The sequence below is a fragment of the Flavobacterium sp. LMO6 genome (assembly GCF_009495795.1).
Taxonomy (GTDB): Bacteria; Bacteroidota; Bacteroidia; order Flavobacteriales; family Flavobacteriaceae; genus Flavobacterium.
Window position 1 is genome coordinate 79,141 of sequence record NZ_WIBH01000010.1, and the last position, 26,440, is coordinate 105,580.

General features: G+C 31.4%; 23 protein-coding genes and 2 tRNA genes. 16 read left to right on the top strand and 9 right to left on the bottom strand.

The window, feature by feature from the left end:
* Positions 1-10: 10 nt before the first annotated feature.
* A complete protein-coding gene (locus GFJ99_RS10910; protein WP_153208740.1) occupies positions 11-634 on the bottom strand; it encodes a hypothetical protein in 624 nt (207 codons plus the stop codon).
* Positions 635-946: 312 nt separating this feature from the next.
* On the opposite strand from GFJ99_RS10910, the gene GFJ99_RS10915 reads away from it, so the two are divergent.
* The 12 genes from GFJ99_RS10915 (at position 947) to GFJ99_RS10970 (ending at position 13,581) form a co-directional block, all read left to right on the top strand.
* The gene (locus GFJ99_RS10915) at positions 947-1,861 is read left to right on the top strand and encodes a glutaminase (protein WP_153208742.1); all 915 of its coding nucleotides are present in this window, start codon (positions 947-949) and stop codon (positions 1,859-1,861) included.
* A gap of 81 nt (positions 1,862-1,942) precedes the next feature.
* The gene (locus GFJ99_RS10920) at positions 1,943-2,494 is read left to right on the top strand and encodes a hypothetical protein (protein ID WP_008254093.1); all 552 of its coding nucleotides are present in this window, start codon (positions 1,943-1,945) and stop codon (positions 2,492-2,494) included.
* Between the two features lie 104 nt (positions 2,495-2,598).
* Positions 2,599-3,657, top strand: coding sequence for a nucleoid-associated protein (locus GFJ99_RS10925; RefSeq protein ID WP_153208744.1), 1,059 nt, complete (start codon positions 2,599-2,601; stop codon positions 3,655-3,657).
* A 139-nt stretch (positions 3,658-3,796) separates the two neighbouring features.
* Entirely contained in the window at positions 3,797-4,456 is a 660-nt protein-coding gene (locus tag GFJ99_RS10930) for a TetR family transcriptional regulator C-terminal domain-containing protein (RefSeq protein WP_008254097.1), read from the top strand.
* 95 nt (positions 4,457-4,551) lie between these two features.
* Positions 4,552-5,862 carry an AarF/ABC1/UbiB kinase family protein gene (locus GFJ99_RS10935; protein ID WP_153208747.1) on the top strand — a complete coding sequence of 437 codons (1,311 nt, stop codon included), beginning with the start codon at positions 4,552-4,554 and terminating at the stop codon, positions 5,860-5,862.
* A gap of 121 nt (positions 5,863-5,983) precedes the next feature.
* On the top strand, positions 5,984-6,883 hold the full coding sequence (locus GFJ99_RS10940) for an ABC transporter ATP-binding protein (protein ID WP_153208749.1): 900 nt from the start codon (positions 5,984-5,986) through the stop codon (positions 6,881-6,883).
* 7 nt (positions 6,884-6,890) lie between these two features.
* Positions 6,891-7,742, top strand: a complete 852-nt coding sequence (locus GFJ99_RS10945; protein WP_153208751.1) for an ABC transporter permease — start codon at positions 6,891-6,893, stop codon at positions 7,740-7,742.
* 16 nt (positions 7,743-7,758) lie between these two features.
* Complete coding sequence (locus GFJ99_RS10950; protein WP_153208753.1) at positions 7,759-9,777, top strand: T9SS type B sorting domain-containing protein; 2,019 nt, start codon at positions 7,759-7,761, stop codon at positions 9,775-9,777.
* Positions 9,778-9,821: 44 nt separating this feature from the next.
* Complete coding sequence (locus GFJ99_RS10955; RefSeq protein ID WP_153208755.1) at positions 9,822-10,832, top strand: bifunctional oligoribonuclease/PAP phosphatase NrnA; 1,011 nt, start codon at positions 9,822-9,824, stop codon at positions 10,830-10,832.
* A gap of 2 nt (positions 10,833-10,834) precedes the next feature.
* Positions 10,835-11,392 (top strand): gliding motility-associated peptidyl-prolyl isomerase GldI, encoded by a 558-nt coding sequence (gene gldI / locus GFJ99_RS10960; protein WP_153208757.1) that lies wholly within the window; start codon positions 10,835-10,837, stop codon positions 11,390-11,392.
* Positions 11,393-11,399: 7 nt separating this feature from the next.
* A complete protein-coding gene (locus GFJ99_RS10965; RefSeq protein WP_153208759.1) occupies positions 11,400-12,488 on the top strand; it encodes a peptidylprolyl isomerase in 1,089 nt (362 codons plus the stop codon).
* A 7-nt stretch (positions 12,489-12,495) separates the two neighbouring features.
* A complete protein-coding gene (locus tag GFJ99_RS10970; protein WP_153208761.1) occupies positions 12,496-13,581 on the top strand; it encodes a peptidylprolyl isomerase in 1,086 nt (361 codons plus the stop codon).
* Positions 13,582-13,628: 47 nt separating this feature from the next.
* Here the strand turns inward: GFJ99_RS10970 and GFJ99_RS10975 are convergent, their stop codons facing one another.
* From GFJ99_RS10975 to proS, 6 genes are all read right to left on the bottom strand, one after another.
* Positions 13,629-14,060 (bottom strand): hypothetical protein, encoded by a 432-nt coding sequence (locus GFJ99_RS10975; protein ID WP_008254113.1) that lies wholly within the window; start codon positions 14,058-14,060, stop codon positions 13,629-13,631.
* A gap of 47 nt (positions 14,061-14,107) precedes the next feature.
* Positions 14,108-15,904, bottom strand: coding sequence for a translational GTPase TypA (gene typA / locus GFJ99_RS10980; RefSeq protein ID WP_008254115.1), 1,797 nt, complete (start codon positions 15,902-15,904; stop codon positions 14,108-14,110).
* 145 nt (positions 15,905-16,049) lie between these two features.
* Complete coding sequence (gene rpsT, locus GFJ99_RS10985) at positions 16,050-16,301, bottom strand: 30S ribosomal protein S20 (RefSeq protein WP_008254132.1); 252 nt, start codon at positions 16,299-16,301, stop codon at positions 16,050-16,052.
* A 156-nt stretch (positions 16,302-16,457) separates the two neighbouring features.
* A tRNA-Glu gene (locus GFJ99_RS10990) sits at positions 16,458-16,529 on the bottom strand.
* A gap of 32 nt (positions 16,530-16,561) precedes the next feature.
* Positions 16,562-16,633: transfer RNA gene (locus GFJ99_RS10995), tRNA-Glu, on the bottom strand.
* An 84-nt stretch (positions 16,634-16,717) separates the two neighbouring features.
* Positions 16,718-18,196 (bottom strand): proline--tRNA ligase, encoded by a 1,479-nt coding sequence (gene proS / locus GFJ99_RS11000; protein ID WP_153208763.1) that lies wholly within the window; start codon positions 18,194-18,196, stop codon positions 16,718-16,720.
* A 100-nt stretch (positions 18,197-18,296) separates the two neighbouring features.
* Between proS and GFJ99_RS11005 the strand changes: the two genes are divergently transcribed.
* From GFJ99_RS11005 to GFJ99_RS11020, 4 genes are all read left to right on the top strand, one after another.
* The gene (locus tag GFJ99_RS11005) at positions 18,297-19,280 is read left to right on the top strand and encodes a hypothetical protein (RefSeq protein ID WP_153208765.1); all 984 of its coding nucleotides are present in this window, start codon (positions 18,297-18,299) and stop codon (positions 19,278-19,280) included.
* A gap of 19 nt (positions 19,281-19,299) precedes the next feature.
* Positions 19,300-20,775 (top strand): OmpP1/FadL family transporter, encoded by a 1,476-nt coding sequence (locus tag GFJ99_RS11010; RefSeq protein WP_238990086.1) that lies wholly within the window; start codon positions 19,300-19,302, stop codon positions 20,773-20,775.
* A 203-nt stretch (positions 20,776-20,978) separates the two neighbouring features.
* A complete protein-coding gene (gene rimO, locus GFJ99_RS11015; protein ID WP_153208767.1) occupies positions 20,979-22,280 on the top strand; it encodes a 30S ribosomal protein S12 methylthiotransferase RimO in 1,302 nt (433 codons plus the stop codon).
* Positions 22,281-22,413: 133 nt separating this feature from the next.
* Positions 22,414-22,650, top strand: a complete 237-nt coding sequence (locus GFJ99_RS11020; RefSeq protein WP_040470185.1) for a YdcH family protein — start codon at positions 22,414-22,416, stop codon at positions 22,648-22,650.
* 33 nt (positions 22,651-22,683) lie between these two features.
* Here GFJ99_RS11020 and GFJ99_RS11025 read toward each other — a convergent pair whose 3' ends face one another.
* Together GFJ99_RS11025 and GFJ99_RS11030 are read right to left on the bottom strand one after the other, a co-directional pair.
* The gene (locus GFJ99_RS11025; protein ID WP_153208769.1) at positions 22,684-23,976 is read right to left on the bottom strand and encodes a LysM peptidoglycan-binding domain-containing protein; all 1,293 of its coding nucleotides are present in this window, start codon (positions 23,974-23,976) and stop codon (positions 22,684-22,686) included.
* Positions 23,977-24,080: 104 nt separating this feature from the next.
* Positions 24,081-26,345: an aconitate hydratase gene (locus GFJ99_RS11030; protein WP_153208772.1), complete on the bottom strand. Its 2,265-nt coding sequence runs from the start codon at positions 26,343-26,345 to the stop codon at positions 24,081-24,083.
* Between the last annotated feature and the right edge of the window lie 95 nt (positions 26,346-26,440).

The window sequence follows — 26,440 nt, forward strand, 5'->3', positions numbered from 1 at the left end:
TTTAAAAATTTTATTTACAAGCCTTAATTTCCTCTTGTGCTCTATCTAATCCCCAACTTGGATGAAAAACCGATTCAGGCTTAAAAGTAGCAAAAAGTTCGATTGCTTTTTCAATTTGGGCACACATTGGTTGGGTATCTTGACTAAAATAAGCTGCCATTCCTTTCTCAAAAGAGGCTTTTTGAAACACAACTCTTGGGTTTTCAGGAGCAATTTTATACGCTTTATTGTAAATATACATTACATCTCCCGATAATTTTTGCCCGTTTGTCATTGGATCATAAACAATCCAAGCGGTGTGAATCATAGCTTGCATTACTAATACTTCCGGATTTTCTAAAGCCAAATTATTACAAAAATCTTGTGCTTTTTGAGCGGTTTCTAATAAAGCGACTACTTTTGTTTTGTCTTTTTCTACAAAAGCTTGAGTTGTGTTTATTAATGCGATGTAATAATTTGGTAACCAATTTGTTTTTTCAACCGAAGCAATTTGCTCTAACTGGACTAATGCTTCTTTTGAATTTCCTTCCTTCCAAGTTTGTAAGGCTTTTTTCATTCCTTGGTCGAATTGTGTTTGTGCTGTTACTACTGAAACTACAAACATTGCGATGATAGTGATTAATTTTGTACTCATAATTTTTATTGTTTTAATTGTTTTTACACAGAGCTTCACCGAGATTTTTAATTTTGATTGCGTTGAATAAAGATTCTCACAGTTGCTTCGCTTTTTTAATTGATTAATGTTCGTTTTTTGACTTTGATCTTGTTATTGGTTTTAAACTTGATCTTGAATTTGTTTTTGTTCTTGCGCTTGAACTATCTTATTTTGATGAAGCAAAGTTGCAACTGAAAAACCTTGAATAAAATTGAAAATAACCCAACTGTCATTTTTTGAGGATGAATTGTAACTTTCCCGATTTTATTTACTTTTACCAAAATTAGACTTATGCCCTATCAAGATATTTTAGACGGAATTTACAACGAAGTTTCTCAAATTGAAAACACAGGAAAAATAGCAGATTATATTCCTGAATTAGCTAAAATTGACGAAAATAAATACGGAATAGCATTGATTGACAAACATCAAAATGTGTTTTCAAAAGGCGATGCTTTAGAAAGTTTTTCGATTCAAAGTATTTCAAAAGTCATTACCACTTCCCTTATTTTTTCTAAAATTGGAAACGATTTATGGAAACGTGTTGGCTATGAACCTTCTGGAAATGCTTTCAATTCCTTAATTCAATTAGAATATGAAAAAGGTATTCCTAGAAATCCTTTCATAAATGCTGGAGCTCTAGTAATTGCTGATCTGATGTTGGATCATTTTGAAAACCCAAAAGAATATTTCTTAGAATTTGTCAGAGAACTTTCAGAAAATCCAACAATTAATTACAACCAAAAAGTAGTTCAATCTGAATTAGAAAATGGGTATAGAAATGCCGCTTTAGTTAACTTTATAAAATCTTTTGACAATATTAAACACCAACCAGAAGAAGTTTTAGATTTTTATTACCATCAGTGTTCGGTTGAAATGAGTTGTGTAGATTTAGCAAAATGTTTTCAAGTTTTTGCTAATAACGGGATAATTCCAAAAAGCAATTCTAAATTCCTAACTTCCAGTCAATGCAAACGCATGAATGCTTTAATGCAAATGTGTGGTTTTTATGATCAAGCGGGTGAATTTACTTTTAAAGTTGGACTTCCCGGAAAAAGTGGAGTTGGCGGTGGTGTAGTTGCTATTTTTCCAAATCAATATACAGTAGCTGTTTGGAGTCCGAAATTAAACAAAAAAGGAAACTCATTTTATGGCCTAGAAACCCTTGAGCGACTAACAACAATAACAGAAACTTCAATATTTTAAAATCTTATTAACAATTCTAAATTGTTAAAATTTGTTTCTTAAATAATCCTTACTTTTGCTTTTCTTAAAATTTCAAAGATTATGATTTATAAATTCAGAGCTATTCTAGATGCCGAAGAAGATATTTTTAGAGATATTGCGATAGAAAGCGACAATACATTAGAAGATTTACACAATGCTTTAATCAATGCTTTCGGGTTTGATGGAACAGAAGTTGGTGCTTTTTATACGTGTGCAAATGATTGGTCTTGGCATGAAGAAGACGGAATTCCTTTGTTTGACACTGGTGATATTCCGGGCGAAATCAAAACAATGGCTGAATATAAATTAGACGATTTAGTTCATGAACAAAATACTAAATTGGTTTATGTTTATGATTTGTTTTCAATGTGGACATTTTTCTTAGAATTAGCTGCAATAGATAATGACAAACAAATTGGAGAAACTTATCCTGCTTTGTTATTTTCACACGGCGAACTTCCTGCCGAAGCACTTCAAAGTGGATTCAGAGGTGATTTGTCTGACGAAGATATGTTTGGTGAATTTGAAGATGATTTAGATGACGAAGACTTAGACATGTTTGACGGAGACGATAGCTTTGAAGACATGGGATTTGAAGAAAACTGGAATTAAAAAACAGGTTAAAAGTTGATAGGTTAAAAGTTTAAAAGGAAAAAAACTCCTGAAAACTACTTTTAAACCCATAAACTTCTAAACTTTTAAACTAAAATTAAAAAATGATAAACTTATTTAACGCACATATTGAAAACCTATCGATTCATAGAGTAGGAAATAAAAGTAGAAACGAAGCTATTTTTTTATCGGATAATCCGTATGGGTTAAATGACGAAATTATGCCTTTATTAAAAGAATATTTCTTTAAACCTTTTCGTGAAAAAGAAGAAAATTATTTTCAGTTTGCTCATGAAGTTGATTTAGAATATAATGACATGTTCAATTTTGCTACCGAAGTTTTTAATAACCCAAATGAAATTCATAACGTTTCGAAAAAAATTACAAAACATCTTTTTGAGCAATCAAACCATCCACACATTAAAAACGGAGAAGTATATGTAGCTTATTTTACACATGTTTCTATTGATAATAATGTAGTTGATGCTATTGGTGTTTTCAAAAGTGAAGTACAAACCGATTTCTTACAATTTGAAGAAAAAGAAAGTAACTTAGAAATGATTTTACAACAAGGAATCAACTTGAATAAGTTAGATAAAGGTTGTATCATTTTCAATTATAAAAAAGATGAAGGTTACAAAATTTTAACCGTAGATAGCAACCGTTACGATGCGCGTTATTGGTTAGAACATTTCTTATCAGTTGATGCTTTTCAGGATGAAAACTTCATGACTAAGAAATACTTGAAATTCTGTCAAGAGTTTGCTAAAGAAGTAGTTTTACCAGCCGAAGACAAGCAACAAGAAGTATTGTTTATGAATCGTGCAATCAATCACTTTGCAAAAAATGATGAGTTTGAAGAAACGGCTTTCTTAAATGAAGTAATGCAGAATCCTGAATTTATTCCAGAATTCAAAAATTATAAAGTAGATAAAGGTGCCAAATATAGTATCGAAGACGTTTCAAGTTTTCCAATTGCGAATGCTGCCGTGACTGATGTGCGTCGTACGTTAAAAAACACGATTCAATTAGATACCAATATCCAAATCAAATTGGATTTCATCAACCCTGAAAGCGCTGAGAAATTCGTTGAAAAAGGTTGGGACGAAGAAAAACAAATGTATTATTACTTGGTTTACTTTAACAAGGAACAAAAATCCTAAGCTATTTATTAACAAAATATTAAACCTCAATTACAATCTTGTACTTGAGGTTTTTTTTGAAAGAACTTTAACAAAATTTTTGTTTAACTTTTTTGATAATTAATTAAACATTAATTACCTTTGATAAAATTTAAACATCATGGCAAAAAAGAAAGAAATTACCAAGCAAGAAATATTGAGTTTTTACATCGATTATTTTTTAGAACATAATAAACAACCTACATCTGTTTATTTATTTGCCAAGCATTATACTTTTGATGAATCATTATTCTATAAGAATTACGCATCATTTGATCAAATAGAAAAAGACTTCTTTAATTCATTATTCACAAATACTAAAACATTACTTCATAAAAGTGATGAATTTAGTTCTTACGACGCCAGAACACAATTATTAAGTTTTTACTTTACGTATTTTGAAATGTTATCTGCCAATAGAAGTTTTGTTGTAGCACAATTAAAAGAAAGCAGTAACAAACTAAAAAGTTTATCTAAATTATCAGAATTAAGAATTCATTTTAAATCATTTTATAACGAATTAGAAATTGAAAAAATTGATTTAAAACAAGATAAGCTTGTTGAAATTCAAGAAAAAAGTATGAGTGAAATGGCTTGGCTTCAATTCTTATTTACATTAAAATTTTGGCTAGAAGACACTTCATTATCGTTTGAAAAAACTGATATTTTTATTGAAAAATCTGTCAATACAAGTTTTGACTTAATGGATATTGCTCCTTTAAAAAGTTTAATTGACTTTGGAAAATTCATGTGGCAAGAAAAAGCTTCATTTAAAATGTAATCATATGAAATTGCTCTAAAAAAATATTTACTCGAGCAAAATCCTTTAACAAAAAAAGCGATACCCTTTTTTACCGCTAAAAAAAGTCAAACAAAATGAAAACTATAGATAGTATTCCTACGTCAAAAATTCAGAGAGCATCAAAACTGATTCAAACTGGAGCAAAAGTGGGTGTAAATTACATTAAATATTACGGAGATAAAATTACCAAAACAGAAGAAGAAGCAAAAGAAAACTTAAATATTAATAATGCTTCTGACATTTACGATGGTTTAAAACAATTAAAAGGTAGCGCTTTAAAAGTGGCTCAAATGTTAAGCATGGACAAAAGTATTTTGCCTCGCGCATACGTTGAAAAATTTTCTTTAGCTCAATTTTCGGTTCCACCTTTATCTGCGCCATTAGTAAACAAAACCTTTAAAAATTATTTTGGTAAACAACCACAAGACATATTCGATACTTTTAATGCCACTTCAATAAATGCCGCTAGTATTGGTCAAGTACACCAAGCTAGCAAGGATGGGAAAAATCTTGCTGTGAAAATTCAATATCCAGGAGTGGCAGAGAGTATAAGTTCTGATTTAGCAATGGTAAAGCCAATTGCAATTAAAATGTTTAACATTAAAGGAAAAGATTCTGATAAATATTTTAAAGAAGTTGAAGATAAATTAGTTGAGGAAACCAATTATATAAACGAAGTTAAGCAAAGCATTGAAATGGCGGAAGCTTGTGCAACTATTCCGAATTTACTCTTCCCAAAATACTATCCTGAATTTTCTTCAGAGAAAATCATAACAATGGATTGGATGACGGGCGAGCATTTATCTGAATTTACTGCGCACAATACAAACAAAGAAGTTTCCAATTTATTGGGGCAAACGCTTTGGGATTTTTATATGTTTCAAATGCACAACTTAAGAAAAGTTCATGCCGATCCTCATCCTGGAAATTTCTTAATCAACAAAGAAAATCAACTTATTGCTTTAGATTTTGGTTGTATTAAAGAAGTTCCGAATGATTTTTATATACCTTATTTTGAATTAGCGAAGAAAGAAAATTTAGCAAATCCTGAATTTTTCAAATCGAAACTATACGAATTAGAAATTTTAAGAAAAGACGATTCAAAAGAAGAAGTTGAGTTTTTTACTGCGATGTTTCACGAGTTGTTAAGCTTATTCGCAAGACCATTTCATGTGGAAGAATTTGATTTTTCTGATGATGAATTTTTTGGACAAATTGCCGATTTAGGCGAACGTTATTCAAAAAGTACAGAATTGAAAAACATGAATGGAAATAGAGGTTCAAAACATTTCATCTATATCAACAGAACCTTCTTTGGTTTATACAATTTAATGCATGATTTAAAAGCCGAAAAAGTTAAAATAAACAACTTTTTAAATTATTAAATTTTTCCAAATCTACTATTTCAAAACTCTCAACTCGCCATAGTTGAGAGTTTTTTTATTTTTTACTTCGTAACAAAAGTCGCAACTGTTCGTCTTACCTATAAATCAAAAAACGAACAAATTGGAAACCATTTTAAAAATCACCAATCTAAACAAGATTTTCAACAAAAAATTACACGCTGTAAAAAATGTGTCATTTGAGATCAAGAAAGGAAATGTTTATGGCATTCTTGGTCCAAACGGATCTGGAAAATCAACAACATTAGGAATTGTGCTTAATGTTGTTAATAAAACTTCTGGCGATTTTGAGTGGTTTGGAGGAAAGTTAAATACTCATGAAGCTTTAAAAAAAGTGGGAGCTATTATAGAGCGTCCAAATTTTTATCCTTACATGACAGCTAAAGAAAATTTAGAATTGGTTTGTAAAATTAAAGGAACTAACTTTTCTAAAGTAGACGAAAAACTAGAATTAGTTGGACTTTTAGAACGTAAAAACGATAAATTTAGAACCTATTCATTAGGAATGAAACAACGTTTAGCTATTGCTTCTGCCCTACTGAATGATCCCGAAATTTTAATTCTTGATGAACCAACAAACGGTTTAGATCCGCAGGGAATTCGTCAAATTAGAGATATTATTCGAATAATTGCATCTCAAGGCACAACCATTTTATTAGCTTCTCATTTATTAGATGAAGTTGAAAAAGTATGTAGTCATGTGGTTGTTTTACAAAAAGGCGTAATGTTATACCAAGGTTCGGTTCATAACATGATTGCAAACGACAGCTTCTTTGAAGTAAAAGCCGAAAATATGGCACAATTAAAATCTGTTCTTGAAAATCACGAATCTGTTAAAAATACTGTTGAAGAAGAAGGAAAATTATTAGTTTATTTAAACAATGAAATTTCAGCTAAAGAATTAAATTCATATGCATTTGAGCATAAAATTGTTTTAGAACATCTTGTTAAAAGAAAAAACAGTTTAGAAGAACAATTTTTAGAATTAACCAAAAACAAATAAACTAATCATGAAAAGATTACTTTCAATAGAATTTCAAAAAATTTGGAAAAACAAAGCTAGTCGTATTTTAATTATTTCATATTTCATTTTATTAAGTTCTATTGCATTAATTGCTTCTATAGAATTTACATTTTTTGGACGTGAAATAAGAATTGCAGATCAAGGGATTTTTAATTTTCCTTACATATGGCACTTTAACACTTATATCGCTGCTTTATTTAAAATATTCTTAGCTGTAGTCATTGTTTCCATGATGGCTAATGAATATACTTATGGCACATTAAAACAAAACCTTATTGACGGTCTAAGCAAAAAAGAATTTATATTATCAAAATTTTTAGTAGTTGTTAGTTTTGCAATGGCTACTACCTTATTTATTTTTATAATGTCCTTAATTTTAGGGTATTCATTTTCCTCTTACAATGAACTATTCATTGTTTTTTCTGATTTAGAATACTTACTAGCCTTTTTTATAAAACTAATAGGTTTCTTCTCATTCTGTCTGTTTTTAGGAATATTAATTAAAAGAAGTGCTTTTGCTTTAGGATTTTTATTTATTTGGTTTGGTTTTGAGAAAATATCTTATGGAATTTTAAAGTTTGAAATTTTAAATGGAAATAATAAAACTATTGATTTTGCTGACAAACTTTATAAGTTTTTTCCTTTAGAATCAATGAGTAATTTAATTAAAGAACCTTTTACAAGATTAAGTGTTGCAAAAACATTAGAAACTACAATTGGAGGAAAAGAAGTTATTAGAGATTACAGCATACACTTCTCTGAAATAGCAATAGTTTTAGTTTGGACATTTATATTTATTTTAACATCCTATTACATCTTAAAAAAGCGCGATTTGTAGTATCTTTGCCGATGCTATGAATGCTATTAAAAACAAACTTATTTTAGCTCTTTTCGTTTCGATTTTTCAATTTGGAAACGCACAGAATATTTCTGTAGACGAAGGCTATACCCCTGAATATTTAGTAAATGATGTTTTAATAAACAGCACTTGCGCCAATGTATTTAATATAACGGTTTCTGGAGGAAATTTTGCCTCTGGCGAAAAAAGTTACGGATTTTTTGATGGAGTTGGTACTTCATTTCCTTTTCAAAATGGAATTATACTTTCTACAGGAAAAATTAATAATGCGCCAGGACCCAATTCTTATTTATCAGATGATGGTGGAAGCATGGGCTGGAATGGAGATAACGATTTAAATACTGCATTAGGATTAAGCAATTCTTATAACGCAACCATACTTGAGTTCGATTTTATTCCGCTTGGAAACAGAATTAGTTTTGATTATATTTTTTCTTCTGAACAATATTTAACTAATCCTTCTGCAAATCAATGCAACTTTACCGACGGATTTGCTTTTTTATTAAAAGAAGCTAGTAGTACAACTTATCAAAACCTGGCTGTTGTACCTGGTACAAATACTCCTGTAAAAGTAAATACGGTTCGTGGTTCTGGCACAATTTGCCCTCCAGCAAATGCAGCCTACTTTGATGCCTTTAACGATGTTAATCATCCAACAAACTATAACGGACAAACCAAAGTTTTAACAGCCGAATCAGACGTAACACCTGGAGTAACTTATCATATTAAATTAGTTATTGCTGATGAAGGAAATTACCGTTACGATTCTGCCATATTTTTAGGAGGTGGTAGTTTTAATTTTACAATAGATATTGGAGACGACAGATTAATTGCGAATGGCAATCCTTTATGCCAAGGCGAAAATTTAGTAGTTGATGCTTCACAAACTGGCGCAACAGGCTACCAATGGTTTCAAAATTCTATTGCAATTCCAGGCGCTACTAATGCAACTTACAACATTACTTCAGCGGGAGACTATTTGGTTGAAATTAATTACGGACCAACGTGTCAAACAACAGGTAGTATTAAAATTGAATATGCTGAAGATTTAATTATTAACGAAGATACATTTACACTATGCGATGCAGATACAAATCAAGATGGAATAACACTTTTTGATTTAGACGTCATAAAAAATCAACTTTTTACCAATCTGCCAACCAATTATGTAGTTTCGTTTTTTGAAACAACGACAAGTACTTCAGCCTTATCTTCAAACTACACAAATACAATAGCTTACAATCATACCATTTATGCTAGAGTAATTAATATTCAAGGATGTTATACTAATTATCCAATATTTCTAAATGTTACTACTTTTGATGAAATTATTTTAGACGAAGAAATAGGTTTGTGTGAAAATGATGTGTTGATTTTAAATGCTGGACCAGGCTTTTCTTCTTATTTATGGGACACGAACCCGCCTCAAAATTCGCAACAAATTTTAATTGCTTCGGCAGGAACATATCATGTAACACTAACTAATGCAAATAATTGTTCCAAAATAAAAACCTTTACTATTATTGCATCATCAATTGCAATAATTGAAGATATCATTATTAATGATTTTCAGGAAAACAATACAGCAACAATTCAAATATCGAGTTCAAGCGTAGGTGATTATGAATTCTCATTGGACGGAATTAATTATCAAGATTCTAATGTTTTTAGTAATCTTAATGCAGGAGAATACATCGTTTATGTGCAAGACAAAAATGGATGTGGCATTGTATTTGAAAAATTTTACATCTTAGATTATCCTAAATATTTCACACCAAACGGCGACGGATATAACGATACATGGTTCATTGATAATTTAGACAAACGAAATCTCGAAAATAGTATTATTTCTATTTTTGATCGTTATGGTAAATTATTAAAACAAATTAATGGCTCAGGCGAAGGATGGAATGGTACTTTTAATGAAACTAATTTACCAAGTACCGACTATTGGTTTGAAATTAAACTTACCAACGAAAAAACAATTAAAGGTCATTTTTCGTTAAAACGTTAGGCATAATTATTGCAGAATAGCTTACAAAATAATATATTCGCACTATGATGCAAATACAAGAAATCGAAGCTATACAATCAATCTTAGCGACACCTAAAAAAATTACAATTATTCCTCATAGAAATCCTGACGGAGACGCTATGGGCTCTACCTTAGGATTATATCACATCCTTAAGCAATTACATCACGATGTGGTTGTAATGGCACCAAACGAATTTCCTGATTTTTTAGCATGGCTTCCCGAAAGCGAAAAAGTACTAATTTTTGAACGAAGTTTTGATAAATGTAAAAGTATATTAGAAAAATCTGAAGTAATTTTTACGTTAGATTTCAATGCACTTCACAGAACGGGAGACCAAATGGAAAATGCTTTAAAATCATTAACAGCTACAAGTATAATGATAGATCATCATCAAGCTCCAGACGGTTATGCAACCTTTACTTTTTCTGATACAGCTTATGGTTCTACTTGCCAAATGATATATGATTTTATTTATCAATTAGGATTTGAAAAATTAATCAACAAATCAGTCGCAACTTGTTTATATACTGGAATTGTTACTGATTCTGGAAGTTTTCGATTTCCAAAAACCACAGGTGCCACTCATAAATGTGTAGCCGATTTAATTGAAAGAGGCATTGATAATAGTGAAATTCATAACTTACTTTTTGATAATTCTTCCTATAATCGATTGTTACTTCTTGGAAAAGCATTACAAAATTTAAAAGTATTACCAGAATACAAAACAACTTATATTACTTTATCTCAAGATGAATTAAATGAATTTGGATATAAAAAAGGAGATACAGAAGGTATTGTAAATTACGGATTAAGCATCAAAGGTATTGATTTTACAGCTATTTTTATTGAAAATAAAGAAGAAGGTATAATTAAAATTTCATTCCGTTCACAAGGCGATTTTGATGTGAATCAATTTGCTAGAAATTATTTTAATGGTGGAGGACATATTAATGCTGCTGGCGGTAAATCTTTTTTAAATTTAGACGAAACGATAAAACAATTTATTGCTATTTTAGCAAAAGAAAAAAAATAATCATGAGAATTAAAATCATACTTCTTATTGGTGGCGTGTTCTTTTTTATGAGTTGCTCTCAACAGCAACAAGCAAGAAAACCAATATCGCATACTTCAGGAACATTTATAAAAGAATCTATAGAGCGCAATAAAATTTTAATTGCAGACGAAGAAGACTTAATTGAAGAAATCATAAAAAAAGATTCGCTTAAATCTTATATTTCATCAAACAAAGGCTATTGGTACAAATACGAAACCAAAATTGAAGAAAATACGCCATCTCCAAAAAGAGGTGATATTGCTTTTTTTGATTATGAAATTAAAGATTTGAAAAATAAAATCATTTACACCATGACCGAAACCAAACCACAAAGGTATTATGTTGATAAAGAAAATATAATGATGGGATTACGTGATGGCATTAAATTAATGAAAAAAGGAGAAACAGTTACATTCTTATTTCCATCTCACATGGCCTATGGATATCATGGCGACGAGAAAAAAATTGGCACAAACGAACCATTAATTTGCACTGTAAGTTTAAAAGAAATTAAAGTAGATACTCAAGCAAAAAATTAAAACTGAAATGAAAATCATTAACATTTTACTAATTAGTATTGTAACTTTATTTATATCATGTACAAAATCATATGATAATCTAAAGGAAGGCTTATATGCCGAAATGGAAACTACAAAAGGAAATATCATTGTAAAACTAGAATTTGAAAAAGTACCTAATACCGTTGCTAACTTTGTAACTTTAGCAGAAGGAAAAAACCCATTCGTTAGTCAGGAATACAAAGTAAAACCTTTTTATGACGGATTAAAATTTCACCGTGTTATTTCAGATTTTATGATACAAGGAGGTGATCCAATGGGAGATGGTTCTGGAGGACCTGGCTACAAATTTAAAGATGAATTTCATCCTGATTTAAAACATTCAAAAGCAGGAATTATTTCAATGGCTAATGCTGGACCAAGCACAAATGGTAGTCAATTTTTTATTACACACAAAGAAACACCTTGGTTAGACAATATGCATAGTGTATTTGGAGAAGTAGTTGAAGGATTAGACATAATTAACACTATTGAAGCCAATGATGTTATTGAAAAAGTTACAATTCTTAGAATCGGAAATGCTGCTAAAAAGTTTGATGCTGTAAAAATATTTAAAAATTACTATTCAACAGTTGCTAAAGAAATTAAAGAAGCAGAAGAAAAATCTCAAAAAATTATCGAAAATAAAGTAAAAGAAATTACTACTTTAAAAGCTACTGGTACAAAAACCGAATCAGGTTTAATTTACCAAATCATCACAAAAGGAAACGGTAAAAAACCATCAAATGGAACTAAAGTAATCATTCATTATGCAGGTTATTTAGAAAATGGTCAACTTTTTGATACAAGTTATGAAGAAGTAGCTAAACTATATTGTAAGTTTGATCAGAATAGAGCCAACCAGAACGGATATGCTGGTTACCCGGCTACTTTCGGAAATTTACCTTTTATTGCTGGTTTTAATGAAGCAGTAGAATTAATGAGCTACGGAGAAAAAGTAATGCTTTACATTCCTTCAAATTTAGCATATGGACCACAAGGAGCTGGAGATGCTATTCCGCCAAATGCAAATATTATATTTGAAGTAGAACTATTAGAAAACAATCCAACTAAATAATTATAAAATGAAAAACATATTTAAAATAGTCGTAATTGTATTAAGTAGCATATCATTTGCTGTAGCACAAAATAAATCAGAAGAAGGCATTTTTGCTGAATTTAATACAACAAAAGGAAAAATAGTTGTACTACTAGAATACAAAAAAACACCAATAACTGTTGCAAATTTCATTAGTTTAGCTGAAGGAAACAACTCACAGGTTTCAGAAAAATTAAAAGGAAAACCTTATTACAACGGACTTAAATTCCATAGAGTAATTGCAGATTTCATGATTCAAGGTGGTTGTCCAAAAGGAGACGGAACGGGAGATCCAGGTTATAAATTCACAGATGAAATCACGGATTTAACTCACAATGGTGCTGGAATTTTATCAATGGCTAATGCAGGACCTGCTACCAATGGAAGTCAGTTTTTTATCACACACAACCAAACACCACATTTAGATGGAAAACATACTGTTTTTGGTCATGTAGTTTCTGGTCAAGATATTGTGAATACTATTGCTAAAAATGATGTTATTAACTCAATTGTAATCATTAGAAAAGGAAAAGAAGCTAAAAAATTCAAAGCAGAAAAAGTTTTCCAAGATTATTTTGAAAACAAAGCTGAAAACGATAAAATTCAAGCAACTAAAAATGATGCAGCAAGAAAAGCTTTAACAGAAATTGCAGCAGAAAAACAAAAAAAGCAAGCTGAATTAGAAGCTCAAAAACAAAAAGAAGCTAAAGAAAAAGCGATAGCAGAATTTGCAAACGCAGGAACTACAGCAAGTGGCTTAAAATATATTGTATTACAAGAAGGAACAGGAAATAAACCAGTTGCAACTAGTAATGTAAAAGTACATTATACTGGAATGTTTTTAGACGGAAAAGTTTTTGACAGCAGTGTTCAAAGAGGTGAAACTATCGATTTTGGACTAAATCAAGTTATTAAAGGCTGGACAGAAGGGGTTCAATTAATGCCTGAAGGGTCTAAATATAAATTTTACATTCCTTCAAATTTAGCATACGGAGAAAGAGGTGCTGGCGGTGTTATTCCTCCAAATACCGATTTGATATTTGAAATAGAATTGATAAAAATTAATCAATAAGCATAAAAAAACCGCTAATTAGCGGTTTTTTTATGCTTTAAAAGTAATTAAAATTTCCAGTCAAATTCGTCTTTATCACTAAAAACCGCTCCAACTTCAATTTTAACAATTTCATTATAATCTACATGAACAAACAACCAGTTTTCTTCATTAAAATAACTCATCATTCCTTCAACAGTATCTGTTTCAAATGATTTTACTTTATTTTTTTCTAAAATAGGTTGTACATCACTCCAATTCTTTCCAATTATAGTCGTGTTAAACAACTTCACAATTGGATTTGTTGTTGTCATATAACCTAATTTGAATGATTCTTCTTTATAAAAAATTAAACGTAGTTTTCTAGCATTATACATAAACACCACGTTTTCTTCTTCATCTTTATATTGGGTATCAGGTTTGCCTAAAATTTTAGTAACATCTTGCTCTTTCATTCCAAAAAGCAAATTGTCAATTCCATATTTCAATTTAATTTCCATGCTGATTTATGCTAAAAAATCCCGATTTTCATCGGGATTCAAATTAATTATACTTTAAAACGTTTTCTGTCGTTTTCTGTCAAATAAATTTTTCTTAAACGAATAGATTTTGGAGTAACCTCAACATATTCATCTTTTTGAATGTATTCTAATGCTTCTTCTAATGAGAAAATAATTGGTGGAATAATTCTTGCTTTTTCATCATTTCCAGAAGAACGAACGTTAGATTGTTTCTTCGCTTTCGTTACATTGATACACATATCATCGCCACGAGAGTTTTCACCAATAACCTGACCTTCATAAATTTCAGCATTTGGTTCCACGAAGAATTTACCACGATCTTGTAATTTATCAATAGAATAAGGAATAGCTTTTCCATTTTCCATAGAAATTAGCGAACCATTGTTACGTCCTGGAATTGCACCTTTGAAAGGCTCGTATCCAATATAACGGTGCGACATAATTGCCTCACCAGCAGTAGCTGTTAACAATTGATTTCTTAAACCGATAATTCCACGAGATGGAATATTAAATTTAACAATCATACGTTCTCCTTTAGCTTCCATTGATAACATTTCACCTTTACGGATAGTTACAAATTCTACTGCTCTACCTGAAAGATTTTCTGGTAAATCGATAGTTAATTCTTCAATTGGCTCACATTTTTGACCATCAATTTCTTTGATGATTACTTGTGGCTGACCAATTTGTAACTCATACCCTTCTCTTCTCATAGTTTCAATAAGAACAGATAAATGTAATACACCACGACCAAAAACCATGAATTTATCAGCAGAATCAGTTTCACCTAACTTCATAGCTAAGTTTTTCTCTAATTCTTTAGTTAGACGATCTCTAATATGACGAGAAGTAACAAATTTACCTTCTTTACCAAAGAAAGGCGAATCGTTAATTGTAAACAACATACTCATTGTTGGCTCATCAATAGCGATAGTTTGTAACGCTTCTGGATTTTCAAAATCAGCAATAGTATCACCAATTTCAAAACCTTCAATTCCGATAATTGCACAAATATCTCCAGCAATTACTTCATCTACTTTTTTACGTCCAAGACCTTCAAAAGTATGTAATTCTTTAATTCTTGATTTAATAACTTTACCATCTCTTTTAACTAAAGATATTGGCATACCTTCTTTTAAAACTCCTCTTTCTAAACGACCAATCGCGATACGACCTGTGAATGAAGAGAAATCTAAAGATGTAATTAACATTTGAGGCGTTCCTTCAGAAACTTTAGGAGCTGGAACATTTGCCAAAACCATATCTAATAAAGGCTCTATATTATCTGTTTGATTTCTGAAGTCATCAGACATCCAATTGTTTTTAGCCGAACCATAAACTGTTGGGAAATCTAATTGTTCTTCTGTAGCACCTAATTCAAACATTAAGTCGAAAACTTTTTCATGTACTTCTTCTGGAGTACAGTTTTCTTTATCTACTTTATTAATAACCACACATGGTTTTAAACCTAAGTCGATTGCTTTTTGTAAAACAAAACGCGTTTGAGGCATAGGGCCTTCAAATGCATCTACCAAAAGACAAACACCATCAGCCATATTAAGTACACGTTCAACTTCTCCACCAAAATCGGCGTGACCAGGAGTGTCAATAATATTAATTTTTGTTCCTTTGTAAGTTACAGAAACGTTTTTTGAAGTAATTGTAATACCTCTTTCACGCTCTAAATCATTATTATCTAAGATTAAGTCTCCTGTATTCTCGTTTTCACGAAACAATTGACAGTGGTACATGATTTTATCAACCAAAGTAGTTTTACCGTGGTCAACGTGTGCAATAATTGCGATGTTTCTAATAGAAGTCATTTATTTTATTTTTGAAAGTGCAAAGGTAATCTTTATTTTGATAAAAACACTATAGTAATCAACACTTTAGTTGAAAATAATAGTAAGATAACATAAAAAAAAAGCCCTCATAATGAGGGCTTTAGTATATTTAGCTAAAAGTAGACTATAAAGAAGCTACGTGTTTAGTTAATTTTGATTTTAAGTTTGAAGCTTTATTATCATGAATGATATTTTTCTTAGCTAATTTATCAATCATAGAAATTACAGATGATAATTTTGCAGAAGCGTCAGCTTTGTCTGTTGCTAAACGAATAGCTTTAATTGCATTACGAGTTGTTTTGTGTTGGTATCTGTTTAATACTCTTCTTTTCTCGTTACTTCTAATTCTTTTTAAAGCAGATTTATGATTTGCCATTTTGTTCTTTTTTTAATTGTAATAATTGTTATAAACTACTAGTTAAAAAAGAAAAACCTCCCACATTCACCTAGGCGAACACTTTGGTTTTAACTAATAAAATAATAACAGAGACACCAATTATTATTTTACAAAACTTATTTACAACTAATTCTGTAGCCCGTAGGGGAATCGAACCCCTCTTACCAGGATGAAAACCTGGCGTCCTAACCGATAGACGAACGGGCCATTAACCAATTCCTTTTTAATCTCAATACTTGTAGCCCGTAGGGGAATCGAACCCCTCTTACCAGGATGAAAACCTGGCGTCCTAACCGATAGACGAACGGGCCATTACATTAATTTTGTAATGCGAGTGCAAAAATACAACTAATTTTGATTTCTGCAAGACCTTGAATAAAAATTTTTATTTTTTTTTAGTATGCCTTAGCAAAAAGCACTCTACCCTTAGACGGAGCCCCAGTAAAGACACAACTTCCTGCCTCTTCCACCCTATCTAAAGCGATACAACGAATAGTTGCTTTTGTTAGCTCTTTTATTTTTTCTTCTGTTTCTGCAGTTCCGTCCCAATGTGCTGCTAAAAAACCGCCTTTAGTTTCTAATAACTCTTTAAATTCTTCAAAAGAATTCACTTCAGTTATATGAGTATCTCTGTAATCCAATGCTTTAGCAAACATATCATTTTGAATAGTTTCTAATAAATTTTGAATATACGATGCTACTCCTTCTTTAGAAACTACTTCTTTTGACAAATTATCTCTACGAGCAATTTCGTAAGTTCCGTTTTCTAAATCGTTTGGTCCAAGAGCAATTCGCACTGGAACACCTTTTAATTCCCACTCAGCAAATTTGAATCCTGGTTTTTGAGTATCTCTATTATCATACTTAACAGAAATACCTAATTTTCTTAATTCGGCAGCTAAAGCGTTTACTTGTTCAGAAATAGCACCAAACTGTTCATCTGTTTTATAAATAGGAACAATTACCACTTGAATTGGCGCTAAATTTGGAGGTAAAACCAAACCTTTATCGTCTGAATGCGTCATTACTAATGCTCCCATTAAACGTGTTGAAACTCCCCAAGAAGTTCCCCAAACGTATTCTTGTTTCCCTTCTTTATTAGCAAATTTAACATCAAAAGCTTTAGCAAAATTTTGACCTAAAAAATGTGAAGTTCCTGCTTGTAAAGCTTTTCCGTCTTGCATTAAAGCTTCAATACAATAAGTTTCATCAGCCCCTGCAAAACGTTCTGTTTCTGTTTTTAAACCTTTAATTACTGGAATTGCCATGAAATTCTGAGCAAAATCAGCATATACATTCATCATTTTTTCAGATTCTTCAATTGCTGCCTGACGAGTTGCATGAGCTGTATGTCCTTCTTGCCATAAAAATTCGGCAGTACGCAAAAACAAACGTGTTCTCATTTCCCAACGCACCACATTTGCCCATTGATTAATAAGTAAAGGCAAATCTCTATACGATTGCACCCAACCTTTATAAGTTGACCAAATAATAGCCTCACTAGTAGGACGAACAATTAATTCCTCTTCAAGCTTAGCATTAGGATCAACCATTAACTTTCCAGGTTTTTCAGGATCATTTTTTAACCTGTAATGTGTTACAATAGCACACTCTTTAGCAAAACCTTCAGCGTTTTTCTCTTCTGCCTCAAACATACTTTTGGGAACAAACAAGGGGAAATAAGCATTACTATGTCCGGTTTCTTTAAACATTCTATCTAATTCGGCTTGCATTTTTTCCCAAATTGCATAACCATATGGTTTAATTACCATACATCCTCTAACACCTGAATTTTCAGCTAAATCTGCTTTAACTACTAATTCATTATACCATTTAGAGTAATCTTCCGCTCTTGTTGTTAAGTTCTTGCTCATTATTATTATTTTGGCACAAAAATTGTTTATATAAATTTTAACTAATTTGTTCGGCAAAAATAGTTAAATTTGAAGTGTGCAACAATAAAAAATAAGAGTTATGAAAACTTATTACCCGTTTACCAGAAAAAATGCCCTATTTTCTATATTTGGATTATTGGCAATCTTAACTACTTCATGTGGTTCATATCAAAATTCTTCTTATTATGATAATGATGGTGTGTATGGTTCTGACAGGCCAAATACACAAACTGAAAATAAGTATTCAGAACAAAATCTAGAAAAATCTAATCAGTATGCAACTCAATTTAGAAATATGCAGGATGATTATGTTTATTTTACAGATGTTGACAATTATAATTCTACTACACAAGATACAGTTGTAACAGTATATAGAAACGAATCTAACAATAATTACGCTGGATGGGGAAACAACTCATCTCAAGTATCCATCAATTACTACAATAACGATTGGGGTTGGACAAATTGGGGATGGAATAATTGGTATTCTCCTTATTGGGGATATTCTAACGCTGGATGGGGTTGGAATTCTTGGTACGGAGGCGGATGGGGATTAGGTTGGAATTCTTGGTATGGTCCAGGTTGGAATTCTTGGTATGGTCCGGGATGGGGCTGGAATTCTTGGTACGGCGCTGGTTGGGGTTGGAATGGTTATTACGGCAACAACTGGGGATACAATGGTTATCGCGGAAGAGATGTTGTTTACAATGGAGGAAGAAGAGGAGGAACAGGATATTACAATCCGTCTTCTGGAAGAAATGGTAACTACACAAATAGAAGATCAGACACACCTAGACCAAATTTTAATGGAACTAGAAATAACATAAGAACTCAAAACAATGGTACTAGATCTTCTGTAAGACCAAGAGAAAACGCAACATCAACACCTAGAAATACTAATTACTCTACTCCTAGAAATAACACTTCTACACCTAGAAACAATACTTCTACACCTAGAAGCAACTACTCTAGCCCTAGAAGTTCGTCTGGAGGAAGTTTTGGAGGTGGTTCATCTGGAGGCGGAGGTCGTTCTGGAGGTGGATCTAGAGGAGGAAGAGGTTAATTAAAATTAAAAATTACATATGAAAAAGATATTATTTATTGCTATGCTCCATTTTTCATTCTTGTCTTTTGCGCAAGAAATGACAACTAATGACGCACTTAGATATGCAATTGAAAACATAAATGGAACTGCTCGTTTTAGAAGTATGGGTGGCGCTTTTGGTGCTGTAGGAGGCGACTTATCTTCTATTAACATAAACCCTGCAGGTTCCTTATTTTTTAATAATAATTTCGCAAGTGCTTCTATTACTAGTTTTAACAATAACAATAATTCAAATTATTTTGGAACAAGAAACAAAGAATCATACAGCACATTAGATTTAAATCAAATTGGGGCTGTATTGGTCTTTAATGATAAATCTGGAAGTTCTGACTGGAATAAAATTTCGGTAGCTTTAAATTACGAAAACACCAATAATTTTGACAATCGTTTGTTTACATCGGGAGTAAATCCTTATAATTCAATTTCGCAATACTTTGTTAATCAAGCCAACTTTGTTGCAAATACAGAATTTAATGATTATCAGTATGATATGGCATTTGACACCTATATTATAGATCCTCACCCATCTGTACCAAATCAATATGTTTCTAATGTGTCTCCGGGAGGAAATTATTATCAAGATTATTTTGCAACGGCCAATGGATACAACGGAAAACTAACAGCCAATGTTGCTACAAGTTATAAAGACAAATTATTTTTAGGAATAAACCTTAACGCGCATTTTACAGACTATGTGTTAACTACAAGTTTATATGAAAATAACGATAATCCTGATAATCCAAACACACAACCTACAGTAAGAAATATTGTATTCGACAATCAATTAAGTACTTATGGTTCTGGATTTTCATTTAATTTAGGCGCTATTTACAAAGCTACTGAATCATTACGATTAGGCGCATCATACGAATCTCCAACATGGTATAATTTAAACGACGAATTAGTTCAAGATTTATATACTTATGACAATGTAAATGTTGCTTTAGGAGATGAAAATCGTTATTACGGAAGCCCTATTTTTATTTTCCCAACTTACAGATTAAGAACACCAAGTAAAATTACAGGAAGCGCTACTTACATCTTTAACAAAAAGGGATTAATCAGTATAGATGTTGCACAAAAAGATTACAGTAATACCGAATTTAAAAACACAAATCAAAATAATTTTAGAGATTTAAATTCTCAAATGAATACCGAATTAAAAAATGCTTATGAAATTAGAATTGGTGGAGAATACAAAATTAAACAATTTAGCATACGTGGTGGCTATCGTTTTGAAGAAAGCCCATACAAAGTAGATTATGCTATGGGAGATTTAACTGCATATTCTGCTGGATTAGGCTATAATTTTGGAGAAAATAGAATCGATCTTTCTTATTCAAATTCTCACCGAAACTATAATCAAAGTTTAATTTCATCAGGAATGACAGATACATCTAGAACAAGAATTATTCAAAATAACATAACCGTAACCTATTCTATTAACTTTTAAGTTTAGCATATTTACAAATTAAATCCACTTCCGTTAATGAAGTGGATTTTTTTTATTCCTAAACCATTGCTACTAGCCCCGATGGAAGCGATATCCCGCCTTAGCGGATAAAGCGGACAGCGGGACCAAATCTTTAAAAAATTACCAAACGCTGGTGCTTCAACTAATTATTTTATGTAATTTTGCACTTCAAAATTAATAGCATGAGAACCAAATCGTTAAAGAAAAATAAAATCAATGTAATTACGCTTGGATGTTCTAAAAACACTTACGACAGTGAGGTTTTAATGGGACAACTAAAAGCCAATGGAAAAGATGTTGCACATGAAGAAGAAGGCAATATCGTGGTAATTAACACTTGTGGTTTTATTGATAATGCAAAAGAAGAATCGGTAAATACGATATTGGAATATGTAGACAAAAAAGATCAAGGATTAGTAGATAAAGTATTTGTTACTGGCTGCTTATCTGAAAGATACCGTCCTGATTTAGAAAAGGAAATTCCAGATGTAGATCAATATTTCGGAACTACCGAATTGCCTTTATTATTGAAAGCTTTAGGAGCAGATTATAAACATGAATTACTAGGAGAGCGATTAACAACTACTCCAAAAAATTATGCTTATTTAAAAATTGCAGAAGGCTGTGATAGACCTTGTAGTTTTTGTGCCATCCCATTAATGCGAGGAAAACACGTTTCGCAACCTATTGAAAAATTAGTAAAAGAAGCAGAAGGGTTAGCTAAAAAAGGCGTTAAAGAATTAATTTTAATTGCTCAAGATTTAACCTATTACGGATTAGATTTATACAAAAAACGTAACCTTGCCGAATTACTTGAAAACTTAGCAAAAGTAGAAGGAATTGAATGGATTCGTTTACATTATGCTTTTCCAAGTGGTTTTCCAATGGATGTTTTAGATTTAATGAAACGCGAGCCAAAAATTTGCAACTATATTGATATTCCGTTGCAACATATATCAGATAACATTCTGAAATCTATGAAACGTGGAACTACAAAAGAAAAAACAACTAAATTATTACAAGAATTTAGAGAAAGAGTTCCAGGAATGGCAATAAGAACTACTTTAATTGTAGGCTATCCTGGCGAAACACAGGAAGATTTTGAAATTCTTAGAGATTGGGTACAAGAAATGAAGTTTGAGCGTTTAGGCTGTTTTACCTATTCACATGAAGAAAATACGGGGGCTTTTGTATTAGAAGATGATGTGCCTCAAGAAGTTAAACAAGCACGAGCTGCCGAAATTATGGATTTACAATCGCAAATTTCTTGGGATTTAAATCAGGAAAAAATCGGACAAACGTTCAAATGTGTAATTGATAGAAAAGAAGGGCAATATTTTATTGGAAGAACAGAATTTGATAGTCCGGATGTGGATAATGAAGTTTTAGTTGATGCTGCTAAATTCTATTTAAAAACAGGCGATTTTGTAAATTTAAAAATAACAGATGCTACCGAATTTGATTTATACGCTGAACCCGTTTAATTAAACAGAAAATAATTTTCAATTAAATCCTTGCTATTTTATAGCAGGGATTTTTTATTTGAAATGACAAATGTCATATACTCGATTTTTTATTTTTATTAATTTTGAATATAGAAATTTAAAAACCAGCATTATGATAACTAAACATCCTATTTACAACGATTTTCCTGAATACTCTGACAAGATAAAAGAGCTTTATCATAATAATGATGAGTTTCAAGTTTTACTTAATTCGTATAGCGAATTAGATACTAAAATATTCAAAATAGAAACAGACGAAGAATTAGCAATGGATGATGAACTGACTCATTTAAGAAAAGATCGTGTGTTTTTAAAAGATGAAATTTATAATTTTTTAAAAGATAGTTAAAAAATAAACCGCTAAAAAGCGGTTTATTTTTTTTTAATCATTTAATACTCTAACAACTTTTTTAAATCTTTTAGAGTAATAGGCTTCATTAATTGAAGAAATAATTACACCCGAACTTACCGAAGAATGAATAAACTTTATATCATCATCATACACTTCTGTAATCATTCCAACATGGTTAATAGTTCCTCTTCCATTAGTTGTAAAGAAAATCAGATCTCCTTTTTGAGCATTTTTTCTTTTAATTTTTTTACCTATTTCAGATTGTGAAGCTGAATTCCTAGGTAAATTTATCTCTAATTGTTCAAACGTATAGAACATTAAACCTGAACAATCGAAACCACCTTGTGTTTTTCCTCCACCTCTATATCGAGTTCCAATATTTTCAGAAGCAATTGCAATTAATTGATCCGCTTTGCTCAAATTTTCATCAGACATAGGAGCTGCTTCTTCAATACTATCTTCTTCTACTATAATTGTGGCAACTTTTCCTTTTTTTATAATTAATTTATGACCAATTGATAAATTATCCCCAATTCTTGGATTTAGTTCCTTTATTTGTCCCAACTTCATATTATATAAGCGAGCAACACTACTTAATGTTTCACCTTTTAACACTAAGTGCGTTATTTCACCAGAATCATCGGCTTCTTCAATATCATCATCACTTACAACTGTAATGTCTGTATTTTCAATTGTTTTATCATTATTTAAAACAGATCCTTTTTTTAAATATATTTTTTGACCAATTTGAATGTTTGAATCTGTAAAATTATTAAAGGCTATTAGTTCATTTAATTTTAAATTATACTTTTTAGCAATTTTACTTAATGTTTCGCCTTTACTAACAATATGATATTCGCTATTGTTTTGATTAGTATTATCTTGAGATGATTCAGAATTACTACTGTTAGATTTTTTATTCTTTTTTAAATTTATTATATCTCCAATTTGAAGCTTATTAGGATTTACACCTGGATTAAACTTCTTTAATTCTTTAACCGTAATATTGTTGTTTTTAGCAATACTGTAAAAGGAATCTCCAGACTGAATTTCATATATATCAGCATTTTTTTTAGAAGGCTTATCAACGGATTTAGACTTATTTTTCTTATCGTTTGGAATAATTAAAACGGTATTTAACTGCAATATTGCTCCTTTTGATTTAGGATTTAACTCATAAATATCAGACTCTGTAACATTGTATTTTTTAGCAATTGAATAGATTGATTCACCTTGAACTACAGTATGCTTAATTGTCTTCTGTGAAAAAACAGTTACGCTAAATAAAAAAAGGGAAAAAGTAATAAAAGTTACGAACCTCATTTAAAATTAGTTTATATCGATTGAAAATAAATTTAAGTTTGCAAGATAAAAAAACTCCCTGTTTATAAGGGAGTTTTAACAATATTTTAAATCAAATAAATTAATTATGCTTTATCAGCAGCAATTAAATTTAGAGCTGACCCTGCAACAAACCAACTAATTTGACTGTCGTTATACGTATGATTTGCTAAAATTACATCTTTAGATCCATCTGCATGAACAAACTCTAATGTTAGAGGCTTTCCTGGTGCAAATTCAGTTAAATCTAAGAAGTTAATCGTATCGTCTTCTTGAATTTTATCGTAATCTGCTTCATTAGCAAACGTTAAGGCCAACATCCCTTGTTTTTTCAAATTGGTTTCGTGAATACGAGCAAAAGATTTAACTAAAACCGCTTTTACACCTAAAAATCGAGGTTCCATTGCAGCATGTTCTCTTGAAGAACCTTCTCCATAATTATGATCTCCCACTACAATTGATGAAATTCCTTCAGCTTTGTATGCTCTTTGTACAGCTGGAACTGCATCATAAGAACCCGTTAATTGATTTTTAACGGAATTGGCTTTTCCATTGAAAGCATTCTCGGCACCAATTAACATGTTATTTGAAATATTATCTAAATGACCACGGAAACGTAACCACGGACCCGCCATAGAAATGTGATCGGTGGTACATTTTCCGAAAGCTTTGATTAATAATTTTGCTCCTGTATAATTTTTACCATCCCAAGGTTGAAATGGTTCTAATAATTGCAAACGATCAGAAGTAGGCGAAACTACTACTTGAACACCTGAACCATCAGCTGCTGGCGCTTGAAAACCTGCATCTTCTACATCGAAACCTCTTTTAGGCAATTCATCACCAAAAGGAGTTTCTAATTTAACCGCTTCACCTTTATCATTTAATAAAGTATCGGTAATTGGATTAAAATCTAAACGCCCTGAAATTGCTAAAGCCGCTACCATTTCTGGCGAGGTAACAAAAGCATGTGTATTTGGATTACCATCTGCTCTTTTAGAAAAATTACGATTAAATGAATGTACAATGGTATTTTTCTCTTGTTTATCAGCTCCTTCTCTATCCCATTGTCCAATACATGGTCCGCAAGCATTGGTAAATACTTTAGTTCCCATTTTTTCGAAATCAGCTATAATTCCGTCTCTTTCAATAGTAAAGCGAATTTGCTCTGAACCTGGATTGATACCAAATTCAGCTTTTGGAGTAATTCCATGTTTAACTGCTTGTCTAACAATAGAAGCTGCTCTTGACATATCTTCGTAAGAAGAGTTCGTACAAGAACCTATTAATCCCCATTCTACTTTTAATGGCCAACCGTTTGCTTCGGCTTCCGTTTTCATTTTAGAAACCGGAGTTCCTCTATCTGGAGTAAAGGGTCCGTTAATGTGTGGCTCTAATTCCGATAAGTTGATTTCGATTAATTGATCAAAATAGTGTTCTGGATTCGCATAGACTTCTTCATCTGCTGTTAAGTAAGATGCCACTTTATCTGCAGCGTTTACCACATCTTGACGACCTGTTGCCGCTAAATATCTTCTCATAGAATCATCGTAACCAAAAGTGGAAGTTGTGGCTCCAATTTCTGCTCCCATGTTACAAATTGTACCTTTTCCAGTACACGACATTGCTATTGCTCCTTCTCCAAAATATTCTACAATTGCACCTGTTCCTCCTTTTACAGTAAGAATGTCAGCCACTTTTAGAATAACATCTTTGGGAGCCGTCCAACCTGATAATTTTCCTGTTAATTTAACTCCAATTAATTTTGGAAATTTTAATTCCCAAGACATTCCCGACATTACATCTACCGCATCGGCACCACCAACACCAATTGCTAACATGCCTAAACCACCAGCATTTACGGTATGTGAATCGGTTCCAATCATCATTCCACCCGGAAAGGCATAATTTTCTAAAACAATTTGGTGAATAATTCCAGATCCTGGTTTCCAAAATCCAATTCCGTATTTATTTGAAACCGAAGAAAGAAAATCAAAAACTTCTTTTGACTGTTTATTAGCTAACTCTAAATCTTGTTTAGCACCATTTTTAGCTAAAATTAAATGATCACAATGCACGGTTGTAGGAACTGCTACTGTTTTTTTACCTGCATGCATAAATTGCAACAAAGCCATTTGTGCTGTCGCATCTTGACATGCTACTCTATCTGGAGCAAAATCAACATAATCTACTCCTCTTTTATAAACATTAGTAGAAGTTTCATCCCATAAATGAGAATATAATATTTTTTCGGTTAACGTAAGTGGTTTTCCAACAAGTTCGCGAGCTTTATCTACTCTTGCTACCATATTAGCGTACACTTTTTCAATCATTTCTATATCAAAAGCCATATTCGTATTTATTTAAGTTGTTTATTTTGAACCCCGTAATTTACGAAAAAAATGAACAGATAAAAAACAAAAAATGCCTAAGTTATACTTAGGCA